Here is a 13,700-nt window from a genome sequence, read left to right on the forward strand (position 1 = left end):
TTTAGTTAAATACTTTACCATTATTAATCAATAGTTTCTCAATTTTTGTATAATTTTTTTTCGTTCCAATCTTTTTAAGTAATTCTAAATGCTGATTGTGATGCGTGTCTGAACCTACAAAATCGTACATATTTGCCTTTAAAAGTTCATGACTAATTTTTTGAACATTTTTTCCATATTGCTCCGTTAATGAAAGCAAGTTCAATTGAAACAAACAACCCGCCTTTTTAAGTTTGTAAAAGTTGTTGAAATCGTTATGATAAAAATTATATCGTTCAGGATGTGCCAATACAGGTTTGTAGCCTTTTAACTGAATTTCAAAAAGAATTTCATATAGATTAATAGGAGCATTAAAATAAGACATTTCCACTAAAACATAATTATCTTTTAAAGTAAGAATGTCATTTTTTTCTAAACGAAAGCTAAATTGTTCATCCATCATATACTCTGCAGCAGCATTTATCTTAATATCTAAATAACCTTTTTCTTTTAAGGCACTTTGTACTTCAATAAGCTTACTTTTTATAGTTTCAGAAGAGTTTGGGTAAACATCACCTAAAACATGTGGAGTCGTTATAAAGTTCTTAATTCCATAAGAATACATCTTCAAAATTAATTCTAATGATTTTTTTAGGTTTTTTGCACCATCATCTATACCTGGTAATAAATGCGAATGGATGTCAATAAAATTATCAGAGAAAAAATCCGTTAAGGGTATTGTTTTCTTCTTTAAAAAAAGCATAAATTAAATTTTATCACAAATTTACAACATTTCAGATTATTTATGATAACGAAATCGATTGAAGTTTTAGTAATTATTGCCAAAATGCTTCTGTTGTTATATATTTGATAATAAATACAAATAATATGATTTTAATTGCAGATGGAGGTTCTACCAAAGCAGATTGGATAGCCATAAATAAAGATAAAAACGAAGAATTTAGAGTAAGAACTTTAGGTTTAAATCCAGCTGTTGTTCCAGAAGAAGAATTGCATAATAGAATTATAAATATGTTTCAGTTAATAAACATTAAAGACGATGTTACTGAAATTCACTTTTATGGAGCTGGTTGTGGAACTCCTAAACCTGTTGATATTTTAAAAAAAATATTAGAATCTATTTTTATAAATGCAAAAGTTTTTATTGCGGAAGATATGTTGGCAGCAGTTTATGCAGCAACTGGTAAAAATCCTGGAATGGTTTGTATTTTAGGAACGGGATCTAATAGTTGTTATTTCGATGGTAATGAGATGCAGATGTTGGTACCTTCTTTGGGGTATATTTTAATGGACGAAGCAAGTGGTAATTATTTTGGTAAGAAGCTAATTGTAGATTATTTTTATGGTAAAATGCCAAAAGCAATTGCAGAAAAGTTTAACGAGGAGTTTAATTTAGAAGCAGATTATATCAAGAAAAATATATATAAAGAGCCAAACCCAAACATGTATTTAGCTTCTTTTGCAAAATTTATGTTCGACTTTAAAGACGAAAAATATATTAAAAGAATTATTAAAAAAGGGTTTCAAGAATTTTTTAAATATAGAATTTTACCTTACAACATTAATAATGAAACTAAAATTTATTTTATAGGTTCTATTGCGCATTATTTTAGAGATATTTTAGAGAAAATTGCTCGAAAAAATAATTTACAATTAACAGATGTTATCCAAAGACCTATTGACAATTTATTAGAATACCATAGAAATAATATCAACTAATAAAGTCGAGAATTCTTTCTAATTGCATACCTCTAGAACCTTTAATTAAAATAGACTGATTTTCCAGAGGTTTTTTTATGATGTATAGTTTCAAACTTTCAAACGTTTTAAAGGTTTTGTTTTTGGTTTTAGTCTTGTGGAATAACTCCCCAACATACAATATGTTTTTAAAGGAATAACTATCACACAAATCTACAATTGCTTGGTGTTCTTTAGAGCTATCTTTTCCTAATTCGAACATGTCTCCTAAAATAACTGTTTTATCTGTTTCTTTTAAAAGTAAGAAATTATCCAAAGCAGCTTTCATGCTAGATGGATTTGCATTATAGGCATCTAAAATAATTGTATTACAAGTTGTTTTTATAATTTGAGAACGATTATTTGTCGGAGAATACTTTTCTATTGCTTTTTTAATAATTTCATCAGAAATATTAAAATAACTACCAAATGTTATAGCAACTGCAATGTTTGTATAATTATATTTTCCAATTAAGTTGCTGGAAATATTTTTAGAATTGTAAGTTAGTTTCACAAATGGGTTTGCTTCCAAAAATTTAATTTTATCAGAAAAAAGAACGCTGTTACAGTTTGCAGTTTTTTCCATTTGAATGCAATCATTAGGGTTTACAAAAGCGGTTTTTTTATTTTTAATCAAGTAATTATACAATTCACTTTTGCCTTTTATAACACCTTCCATTCCTCCAAAACCCTCTAAATGTGCTTTTCCAAAGTTTGTAATATACCCAAAATCTGGTTGAGCAATCGAACATAAAAATGCTATTTCTTTTTGGTGATTTGCACCCATTTCAACAATACCAATTTCTGTACTTGGAGTTATAGATAGTAAAGTTAGTGGAACTCCAATATGGTTGTTTAAATTACCAGCAGTGGCAGTAGTTTTATATTTTTCTGAAAGCACACAATTTATAAGTTCTTTCGTAGTCGTTTTTCCATTACTGCCTGTTAAACCAATAATGGGAATGTTTAATTGAATTCTGTGATATTTTGCTAAATTTTGTAATGTTTCTAATACATTATCAACTAAGATGGTTTTATTTTCAATTTCGTAATCTGGTTCATCTATTATAGCATATTTAGCTCCTAATTCTAAAGCTTTTTTTGCAAATTTATTTCCATTAAAATTATTGCCCTTTAATGCGAAAAAAATAGTGTTAGAACGAATTTTTCTAGTATCTGTATCAACTAAATAATGTTCTGTATATTTTTTGTAAATATCTTTTATGCTCATCTTTTAAATCTCAAATATAATTTTTTTAGGTATTTTTCTTTTGGAGAGCTCGAAAGTTTTTTTAGAAAGTTTCGAGAGAGGAAAAATAAAAAACCTCATTGTAAAGATAACAATGAGGTTGTAAATATTCTAAAGATACATTAAATTATCTAGTTGAGGTTCTTTTTTTTCTTTTCTTGTAAGTCATTGGACCTAATTTATCTGTAACACATCTAAAACCAATGTAGTTTGTAGCCATATATTCTGGTAAATATCTTCTTTGAGCTGGGTCTAACCAATATTCTCTATCGGACCAAGAGCCACCTTTGTAAACTCTTGTTCTATCACTAATTAAAGTTGTTCTGTTTTTTGCATCTGTAGCAATAATATCTTTTCCTGTAATAGAATCTCTTATCCTCATTGGTCTTTTTGGAGAGTTGTACATACTAGGTCTAGATGCAAATCTCTCTTCGTCATCTTCGAAATAACGTGTAGAGTTTAAATCTCCATCTCCAATATTTGCATTTTCTGCTTTCGAGAAATTTGTTCTAAAAGTAGCATCGTCTTTTGTGATTGGAATGTATTTTATAGAACCAGGAAGCTGTTTTGGTATAATTCTGCCATTTGGTAAAGTATCATATTCAACTTGTGCATTTTCATCTCCAACAATAACAACTTGCCCATTTTCATTAATCATTTTCTTGGTAAATAAATTACCTCTAAAATAGTTAAAGTCATTTGCTTCGTTATCTATAATTGGTCTATAAACATCTGCCACCCATTCTGCAACGTTTCCAGACATGTCATATAAACCGAAAGCATTTGGAGGGTACGATTTTATACGAATTGGAATATCAGACCCATCTGAACTCCAGCCAGGTAAACCACTATAGTTTCCATTCCCTTGTTTAAAGTTTGCTAATTGGTTTCCTCTAAAGCGTTTTTTCTTTTCTCTAGTATATTTTCCATTCCAAGCATACTTCTTTCTACCTCTAATATTGTTGTATTCTCTGTTTTCAATAATTGCTTTTGCAGCAAATTCCCATTCTGCTTCTGTTGGTAATCTAAATTTTTGTTGAAGAATTCCATCTGCTTTTGTAATTTTTCTTCCTTGAAAAGAATTTGATTTAGCACTAGAAGATTTTCCTCTTACTCTAACACCTTTTTTATAAATAGTAGTATCTCCTTCAAATAGTTTAGAGTCGTCCACTAAAAAAACATCAGTGTCAAAAAAGTTTCTTACAGAATCTTTTTCAAAAATATTTTCGATATGTCCTTTTTCGATTAATGTTTTTAAGTTTACGGCATTTGTTCTCCATTTACAATATTCATTTGCTTGTAACCAGCTTACACCAACTACAGGATAATCTGCATATGCTGGGTGACGAAAATAATTTTCAGCTAAAAGGTCTGTATTCCCTAAACTCTTCCTCCAAACCAAAGTATCTGGTAAAACAGAGCTATAGATGTGCTTGTATTTTTCTTCAGAAGGAGGAAAAACATCTTTTATATATTGTACATATAAAAAATATTCCGAATTTGTAACTTCTGCTTCATCCATAAAAAACGAACGAACGTGCATTTTTTTTGGAGTTGTATTCCAATCGAACATAACATCGTCTTGCACTTCTCCCATTGTAAAGGTACCACCTTCAATCTCTACCATTCCTAAAGGTGGTTTTTGACCCTTGAAAGAACTAGAACGAATATAATTACCATTTTTAGGGTCATTAAAAGATAAACCTGTTAAACGAGATTTACCAGCATTTGATCTATTACAATTTGCTAAAAGCAATGTTGTTAGAGCAATTAAAGTTATTTTTAAGATATTTTTCATTTCCAAATTGAAAATTATTTATGATTTTTCTTATTTGCGATGCAATTTACAATAATTATACTTTCAAGCAAGTAAATAATAAAATTTAACGCATCAATTTTTTGTTCACTTTTTATTAAACGAGTACAATTTAAATTTAGTATAATTTATCTTTGTAACCATGTAAAATATCTGTAATTTATTTGCGTTATTTGAATATATTTTATGAAAAGACTTTTACAACTATTTTTATTTATCTTAGTTATTCCTTTTTCCAAGGCACAAACGACTACTTCTGTTTTATCTTCTGGAAGTTGGTATAAGTTTTCTGTAGATACTACTGGGGTTTTTAAAATTGATAAAAATTTACTACAAAGCATTGGTATTTCTACAAATGATTTAAATCCGAAGAAAATTCATATATATGGTAATGGAGGTAATTTATTACCAGAGTTAAATAGCGATTTTAGATATGAAGATTTGCAAGAAAATGCCATTTTTATAGAAGGTGAAACTGATGGAAGTTTCGATAATAGCGATTTTATTCTCTTTTATGCAAAAGGACCTCATAGTTGGAATGTAAATACAACTTCAAAAACGGCAAAACATAATCAGAACATCTATTCAGATAAAGCCTATTACTTTATTACTGTTAACGAAACAGATGGTAAAAGAATTACAACAAAAGTACCGAATATAAATTCGTCTTCCTTAACCATAAACAAGTTCGACGATTTTACTTTTTTCGAAAAAGAAGAACTAAATATAATTGCAGCTGGCACACAATGGTTTTTTGATGATAATTTTAATGTTGAAAATACACAAAAATTTTCTATACCTTTTAAAAAGGCTTTAACGAATGAAAATATATCTTTTAAAATAAGAGCAGTTTCTACTTCTGCAACAGCTTCTAATATAACAGCGAATATCAATGGAGAACAGATTAGATTAGCGTTTTCTGGAACAAACCCAAGTGGAGCTAATTTGAATCTTTCAAAAGCAGAATCTAAAGAGCAAACAAAGTTAATTAATAATTCTAATGAAGCCATTAATGTAGAAATTACCTACGATAATGGAGGGAATCCATCTGCAAATACCTATTTAGATTATATTGAAATTGTTGGGAAAAAGAATTTGGTTGCAAATGGAAAGCAGTTTTCGTTTAGAAGTTTCGAGCAATTTGAAGCATCTGGATCCGTAACTTTCGACATTCAAAATAAAAATAATATTTTCCAAGTTTGGGATGTGTCCGATTTTCTTTCTCCAAAATTAATTACAAACGAAAGTACTGGAAACAACTTCACTTTTAAAGATCAAACAAGAGCTAGAGATAAAAATAATAAAGAGGTTTTAAGAGAATATGTAGTTTTAAATCAGTCTGATTTTTACATTCCAGAAACCGTGGAGAATTCTAAGGTTAAAAATCAAAATTTACATGCATTAAAAGATATTAATTATTTAGTAGTAACAAATTCAGAATTATCTTCTCAAGCACAAAGATTGGCAGATTACCACAAAAAGAATTCTGGTTTAACTACAAAAGTAGTAGTTTTAGATAAGATTTATAACGAATTTGCTTCAGGTTCTAAAGATATTACAGGAATTAGAGATTTTATAAAACACTTGTATAACAATTCGTCTGGAGATGGAAAATTAAAATATGTTTGTTTTTTTGGAGATGCTTCTTACGATTATAAAGATAGAGTTCCTGGCAACAACAATATTGTTCCAGTAAAATTATCAATAGACAGTTTTAATTTGGCAAGTTCTTATGTTACCGACGATTATTTTGTGATGTTAGACGATAATGAAGGAACCATGTCTCCATCACATACTTTAAACGTTGCCTCCAGTAGAATCCCAGTAAGTACAACAACACAAGCAAAACAAGTTGTAGATAAAATACTATCTTACTATAATAAAACAGCTATTGGAGATTGGCGCAATACAATTACTTTGTTAGCAGATGATGTAGATGATGATTTTGATATTCCTATACAAAGAGGTGTAGAGTCTATTGCAGACGAAATTAAAAACAACAAGCCCGTATTTAACATTAATAAAATTTATGCAGATGCTTATGTACAGGAAAATTCTTCTGGTGGAGAACGTTATCCAGAAGTAAATAAAGCAATTACAAATGCAATAGAAAAAGGTACTCTTGTTTTTGATTATTTTGGACATGGAGGAGAAGATGGTTTTGCTGCAGAACGAATTTTAGAAAAACCTCAAATACAAGACTTTAACAATCCAAACACATTGCCATTATTAATAACAGTTACCTGCGATTTTTCTAGGTTCGATAATCCAAATAGAATTACTGCTGGCGAACTTACATTATGGAACAAAAATGGAGGTGCTGCAAGTATGATAACTACTACTAGAGAAGTTTATATTTCAATGGGGCAATCTTTTAATGAAGAGTTCATTCGAATTTTATTTAAGTTTCCTAATAATGGTTTAATTCCTATTGAAGATTTAACGATTTCTGAAACTTTAATGAAAACGAAAAATAATTATTCAGGCTCATTTAAATTTCAAAAATTCTTTATTTATTCTTTCGGAGACCCAGCAATGAAACTAGCAGTACCAGAACCCAATGTTAGAATTGTAAAGATGAATGGTAAAGATATTACACAACCAACGATAAGAAAGCCAGATACTTTAAAAGCACTTTCTAAAGTAAGTTTTCAAGGAGAAGTTTTAGATAATTCAAACAATCTTTTAAGAAACTTTAATGGCACACTTTACACCACAGTTTACGATAAATCTGTAGATAGAGAAACTTTAGGAAACAATAATTTTAACGAAAAATTACCTTTTGATACACAAGACAGTAAACTGTTTAGAGGAAAATCTACAGTTGCAAACGGAATTTTTAGTTTCGATTTTATTGTTCCTAAAGATATTAAAATAGCTTATGGCAAAGGAAAGTTAAGTTTTTATGCAGAAAATAGAAAAACAGACAAAGCAGGTTTTAATAATAAAATAACTATTGGTGGAATTGACGAAAACGCTCCAGAAGATACAGTTGGCCCAGAAATTAAATTATTTATGAATGATGAATCTTTTATAGATGGAGCCAATACAAACGCATCACCTAATTTAATAGCAGTATTGTCGGACTCCAGTGGAATAAATACTTCTATTACAGCTGTAGACCACGATATTGTTGGAATTTTAGATGGAGATACCTCCAACCCAATTATTTTAAACGATTTTTATGAAACAGAATTGAATGACTTTACAAAAGGAAAAGTAACGTACAGATTACGAGATTTGGCAGTTGGTCCACATACTTTAAAAATAAAAGCCTGGGATACATACAATAACTCATCAGAAACCACGTTAAACTTCGTGGTTGTTAGTGATGCTATTTTAAATTTAGAAAACGTTTTAAATTACCCAAATCCTTTTGTAAATTACACCCAGTTTTGGTTCAATCATAACAAACCAAATGAACCTTTAGAAGTTCAAGTACAGGTTTTTACTGTTTCAGGTAAATTGGTAAAAACAATCAATCGAAACATACAAACAACAGGTAATTTATCTAGAAGTATTAGTTGGAATGGTTTAGACGATTTTGGAAATAAAATAGGAAAGGGAGTATATGTATATAAATTAAAAGTAAAATCTACCATAAGTAATTTAGTTTCCGAGAAATACGAGAAATTGGTAATACTTCAATAAATAGTATATTTGTAACAATTAATAAGATAATTATAAATGAAGAAATTAGGAATATGTTTAGTACTTTGTGTTTTAACAACATTAAAAATTAGTGCTCAAAGTACAATTAATACAGATAGAATTGGTGGAATAACAACAGCAGCCCCATTTTTACTTATTATACCAGATGCAAGAGCTGCAGGTATGGGAGATGTAGGTGTTGCAACAACAGCAGATGCTTTTTCTATGTTTCACAATCCGTCTAAAATGGCATTTAGTAACAGGCAAATAAAAACAGGAATTACCTATTCGCCTTGGCTACGTAATTTAACAGACGATATTTTTGTAGGAAGTGCTTCTTATATGAATAGATTTAGTGAAAATGCAGCTTGGGGTGCAGATTTTAAATATTTTTCTTTAGGTCAAATTAATTTAACAGACAATAACGGAAATGATAATGGTTCCATAAATCCAAATGAATTAGTTGCAACAGGAGCTTACTCTTTAAAGTTAAGTGAAACTTTTGCAATGGGAGTTTCTTTAAAATACATTCGTTCTAATTTAACATTCAATGGAACTAATGGAAACAATTTACAGCCAATTAATTCTTTTGCAGTAGATGTTTCTGGGTATTACCAATCTACAGAAGAGTTTTATGGAAATTTTAATGGTCGTTACAGGTTCGGATTTAATATCGCCAATATTGGACCAAAAGTTTCTTATACACCTGGTAAAGAAGATTTTATTCCTACAAATTTAAAGTTAGGTGGAGGCTTCGACTTTATTTTTGACGATTATAACACAATCTCTACAACTGTCGAGTTTACAAAATTATTAGTACCAACAGTGCAAAATCCAAACAACGAAAAAGGTTGGGTAGAAGGTATATTTAGTTCTTTTGGAGATGCTCCAGGAGGATTTAGCGAAGAAATGAAAGAAATTACTTATGCTTTAGGAGCTGAATATCTATATAATAACGCTTTTGCATTAAGAGCAGGTTATTTTCATGAAAGTGAAGATAAAGGAAATAGACAATTCTTTACAATGGGTGGAGGTTTTAAAACCAATGCTTTAAATATCGATTTATCTTATTTAATAAATGCTTCGGATGTAAACAATCCTTTAGAAAATTCTTTACGTTTTTCTTTATCATTTGATTTAGGAGAAATTTATGAAGATTTTTAAAAGTCGTAAAAATTTAGTAAATTTATAAAACATAAAAGCAGTCTAAAAAGGCTGCTTTTTTTTGACTCGTTTATTTATGAAAAAAATAGAAATTAGTACTTCCGCAATTGTTTTTAAAGACATTTTAGAACTTCCTAAAGAAGATAAAATGTTAATGGATAAAGCAATTGAAGCAAGAGGAAATGCGTATGCACCTTATTCTAAATTTAATGTTGGAGCAGCTTTATTATTAGAAAATAATAAAATTGTTTTAGGAAATAACCAAGAAAACGCAGCATACCCATCTGGAATGTGTGCAGAAAGAGTTGCCATTTGGAATGCAGGTGCTCGTTTTCCAGGTGTTAAAATTTTAAAATTGGCAATTACTGCTGGTTCAACAATTTCTAAAGTAGATAAACCTGTAGGGCCTTGTGGAGCTTGCAGACAAACATTGTCGGAATTTGAAATCAATCAAAAACAACCTTTCGAACTTATATTTATGGGAGAAGTTGGCGAAGTTGTTAAAACAGAATCGCTTTTATCTTTGTTGCCTTTTTCTTTTGATAGCGCTTATTTATAGAGATAAAAACACCACGAATTCACGAATTGTTTTTTTAAGTTTTTATTCGTGAAGTTCAGTTATTTTATAAAATCATATAAGTTTTTAAATTTAGAAATTCGTGAATTCGTGGCAAAAATTACAAGTTTAATATAATTATTATGAAACCAGACATTTCAAACAGAAAAGACATTAAGTTTATCATCACAAAATTCTACGATAAATTATTATCAGACGAAATTATGTTGCCTTTTTTCGAAGATATTTTGGCAGATAATCACTTAGAAGAACATCTAGAAATTATTTCCGATTTTTGGAACGATATACTTTTCTACACTTCCACATATAAAAATAATACGATGCAAAAACATTTAGATAAAAATGCTTTTGTAAAGTTCGAAAAAGAACATTTTACAAGTTGGATATCGTATTTGTTTGAAACAATAGACACGTATTTCGAAGGTGAAAATGCCAGCAATATGAAAAACCGTGCAAGGTCTATTGCAACAGTAATGGAGCTTAAGCTGGGTGTTTACAAATAATAGGTTTGTTTTACTAAATTATATATTAAAACAAAGTTAATGTTGAACATCGGTTTTTTTAAGTTTTTTGCATTTTAAAGAATAAGTGTTTTTTGTAACTTTAATGCACAATTTATTCGTACAAAATTTTTCAAAATTTATGATTACTTCAAAAATTACAGGTACAGGAACATTTATTCCATCTATTAAAAAAGCGAACAATGCTTTTTTAAATGCAGATTTTTTAAATGCAGATGGTTCTGTTTTTTCCTCTAAAAACAACGTAATTATCGATAAATTTAAAACCATTACAGGTATAGATGAAAGACGTTATGCAAAAGAAGCATACAAAGCATCTGACTTGGCATTTTTTGCAGCCCAAAAGGCAATAGAAGATGCAAATGTAAATGCAGAAGAACTAAATTATATTATTGTAGCACATAATTTTGGAGACGTAAAACAAGGAGCCATCCAAAGTGATGTGTTGCCAAGTTTAGCAACAAGAGTAAAGTATCGATTAGGAATCGAAAACCCAAATTGTGTTGCATACGATATTCTTTTCGGTTGTCCTGGTTGGATCGAAGGTGTAATACAAGCACAAGCGTTTATAAAAGCAGGAATCGCAAAAAAGTGTTTGGTGATTGGGGCAGAAACATTGTCTCGAGTTGTAGATAAACACGATAGAGATTCCATGATTTATAGCGATGGAGCAGGAGCTTGTATTGTAGAAGCTTCAGCAGACGAAAATTCAGGAATTTTAAGTCATGCCACACAAACTTTTGCCAAAGAAGAAGCTTATTTTTTACATTTTGGAAATTCTTTTAATAAAAATGAAGATGAAGATGTTCGTTACATAAAAATGTATGGGAGAAAAATATACGAATTTGCAATTACCAATGTTCCAGCAGCCATAAAATCAGCTCTGGATAAAAGTGGTGTTTCAATAGATGAAGTAAAGAAAATTTTTATCCATCAAGCCAATGAAAAAATGGACGAAGCCATTGTAAAAAGGTTTTATAGATTGTATAAAAAGCAAACTCCAGAAGGCATTATGCCCATGAGTATTCATAAATTAGGGAACAGTTCTGTAGCAACAGTACCTACTTTATTGGATTTGGTTTTAAAAGGAAATATAAAAAACCAAGAAGTAAACAAAGGCGATGTTGTTATTCTGGCTTCTGTTGGTGCAGGAATGAATATCAATGCAATTGTGTATAGATTTTAAAGTAACTCTCGAAAAATTTTAAAGCTCCAGGTTTTTAGAACTCAGATAAGTATACACAAATCTATGTTTTCTATGTTCCTATGTGGTTTTAAAAAAAAGTAAACTGTCATGGTTTCAGTATTCAAAATTATTCTTAACATAGATTTTCTTCAGAAAAATAACATTTTACTTCAATATTTACCTCAAAAAACATTTAAGATAAATTTGTTAAAAAATCTAAGAAGTAATATCGTAAATCTAATCTCAATATATTATTTTTGCGCATGCAACAACACAACGTACTTATATTAGATTTCGGTTCGCAATACACTCAATTAATTGCGAGAAGAGTTAGAGAATTAAACATTTATTGTGAAATTCACCCTTATAACAATCCACCAAAAAACGTTTCAGAATTTAAAGCAATTATTTTATCTGGAAGTCCAAATTCGGTAAGAGGAGAAAATGTTTTACATCCAGATTTATCTGAAATTAGAGGGAAAAAACCAGTATTGGCAGTCTGTTATGGGGCACAATATTTAGCACATTTTTCTGGAGGGAAAGTAGCCCCTTCAAGTACAAGAGAATATGGTAGAGCAAATTTATCATACATAAAAAAGGAAGAAGTTTTTTTTGAAAATATTTCTAAAGGAAGCCAAGTTTGGATGAGTCATTCAGACACCATAAAAGAACTACCAACAAATGGAATAAAGCTTGCAAGTACAACAGATGTAGAAAATGCCGCTTATAAAATTGAAGGAGAAGAAACCTATGCAATTCAGTTTCACCCAGAAGTGTATCACTCTACAGATGGAAAACAATTGTTAGAAAACTTTTTAGTAAAAATTGCAGGAGTTGCACAAACTTGGACAGCAGATTCTTTTGTAGAAAGTACAGTAGCAGCCATTCAAAAAGAAGTTGGAAACGATAAAGTAGTTTTAGGGCTTTCTGGAGGAGTAGATTCTACAGTTGCAGCAGTTTTATTACACAAAGCAATTGGCAAAAACCTGTATTGTATTTTTGTAAACAATGGCTTGCTTAGAAAAAATGAGTTCGAAAGTGTTTTAGCACAATATGAAGGAATGGGATTAAACGTAAAAGGTGTAGATGCATCCGAACGTTTTTTATCTGCTTTGGCAGGTTTGGTCGATCCAGAAAAGAAAAGAAAGGCGATTGGAAATGCTTTTATAGAAGTTTTTGATGATGAAGCACATCAAATTAAAGATGTAACTTGGTTGGCACAAGGAACTATTTATCCAGATGTTATAGAATCTGTTTCTGTAAATGGAGGGCCATCTGCAACTATTAAAAGTCATCATAATGTAGGAGGTTTACCAGATTTTATGAAATTAAAAATCGTAGAACCTTTAAAAATGATTTTTAAAGACGAAGTAAGAAGGGTAGGAGCTTCTATGGGGTTAGATTCAGATTTATTAGGTCGTCATCCTTTTCCAGGACCAGGTTTAGCAATTCGTATTTTAAGCGATATTACTGCCGAAAAAGTTCGTGTTTTGCAAGAGGTAGATGCTATTTTTATCAATGGATTAAAAGAAGATGGTTTGTATGATAGCGTTTGGCAAGCAGGTGCAATGTTATTGCCTGTAAACTCAGTTGGAGTTATGGGAGATGAGAGAACATACGAAAAAGTGGTTGCTTTAAGAGCTGTAGAAAGTACGGATGGAATGACTGCAGATTGGGTAAATTTACCCTACGAATTTTTGCAAAAAACATCAAATAAGATAATAAATCAAGTAAAAGGCGTTAATAGAGTAGTATATGATATCAGCTCAAAACCACCTGCAACTATAGAATGGGAATAA

Annotated in this window: 10 protein-coding genes; 7 read left to right on the plus strand and 3 right to left on the minus strand. The window is 30.0% G+C overall.

What is annotated here, in order from left to right:
- Nucleotide 1: 1 nt before the first annotated feature.
- Nucleotides 2-742: a tyrosine-protein phosphatase gene (locus J3359_RS17320; RefSeq protein ID WP_208078375.1), complete on the minus strand. Its 741-nt coding sequence runs from the start codon at nt 740-742 to the stop codon at nt 2-4.
- Between the two features lie 125 nt (nt 743-867).
- Here J3359_RS17320 and J3359_RS17325 point away from each other — a divergent pair, with 125 nt between their 5' ends.
- Nucleotides 868-1,719: an N-acetylglucosamine kinase gene (locus J3359_RS17325; protein WP_208078377.1), complete on the plus strand. Its 852-nt coding sequence runs from the start codon at nt 868-870 to the stop codon at nt 1,717-1,719.
- On the opposite strand, the gene J3359_RS17330 is transcribed toward J3359_RS17325, so the two are convergent.
- Nucleotides 1,712-2,968 (minus strand): UDP-N-acetylmuramoyl-tripeptide--D-alanyl-D-alanine ligase, encoded by a 1,257-nt coding sequence (locus tag J3359_RS17330; RefSeq protein ID WP_208078379.1) that lies wholly within the window; start codon nt 2,966-2,968, stop codon nt 1,712-1,714. The genes J3359_RS17325 and J3359_RS17330 overlap by 8 nt on opposite strands.
- Nucleotides 2,969-3,113: 145 nt before the next feature.
- The gene (gene gldJ / locus J3359_RS17335; protein WP_208078381.1) at nt 3,114-4,784 is read right to left on the minus strand and encodes a gliding motility lipoprotein GldJ; all 1,671 of its coding nucleotides are present in this window, start codon (nt 4,782-4,784) and stop codon (nt 3,114-3,116) included.
- Nucleotides 4,785-4,988: 204 nt separating this feature from the next.
- Here gldJ and porU point away from each other — a divergent pair, with 204 nt between their 5' ends.
- The 6 genes from porU to guaA all read left to right on the plus strand — a co-directional run bounded on the left by porU (nt 4,989) and on the right by guaA (nt 13,700).
- Nucleotides 4,989-8,453: a type IX secretion system sortase PorU gene (gene porU / locus J3359_RS17340; protein WP_208078383.1), complete on the plus strand. Its 3,465-nt coding sequence runs from the start codon at nt 4,989-4,991 to the stop codon at nt 8,451-8,453.
- Nucleotides 8,454-8,489: 36 nt separating this feature from the next.
- The gene (gene porV, locus J3359_RS17345; RefSeq protein WP_208078385.1) at nt 8,490-9,617 is read left to right on the plus strand and encodes a type IX secretion system outer membrane channel protein PorV; all 1,128 of its coding nucleotides are present in this window, start codon (nt 8,490-8,492) and stop codon (nt 9,615-9,617) included.
- Nucleotides 9,618-9,693: 76 nt separating this feature from the next.
- On the plus strand, nt 9,694-10,176 hold the full coding sequence (cdd, locus tag J3359_RS17350) for a cytidine deaminase (protein ID WP_208078387.1): 483 nt from the start codon (nt 9,694-9,696) through the stop codon (nt 10,174-10,176).
- 140 nt (nt 10,177-10,316) lie between these two features.
- Nucleotides 10,317-10,697, plus strand: a complete 381-nt coding sequence (locus J3359_RS17355) for a group III truncated hemoglobin (RefSeq protein ID WP_208078389.1) — start codon at nt 10,317-10,319, stop codon at nt 10,695-10,697.
- Nucleotides 10,698-10,836: 139 nt separating this feature from the next.
- Nucleotides 10,837-11,901, plus strand: a complete 1,065-nt coding sequence (locus J3359_RS17360) for a 3-oxoacyl-ACP synthase III family protein (RefSeq protein WP_208078390.1) — start codon at nt 10,837-10,839, stop codon at nt 11,899-11,901.
- A 263-nt stretch (nt 11,902-12,164) separates the two neighbouring features.
- Nucleotides 12,165-13,700: a glutamine-hydrolyzing GMP synthase gene (guaA, locus tag J3359_RS17365; RefSeq protein WP_208078391.1), complete on the plus strand. Its 1,536-nt coding sequence runs from the start codon at nt 12,165-12,167 to the stop codon at nt 13,698-13,700.

This window comes from Polaribacter cellanae (assembly GCF_017569185.1).
In the GTDB taxonomy this organism is placed as follows: Bacteria; Bacteroidota; Bacteroidia; order Flavobacteriales; family Flavobacteriaceae; genus Polaribacter; species Polaribacter cellanae.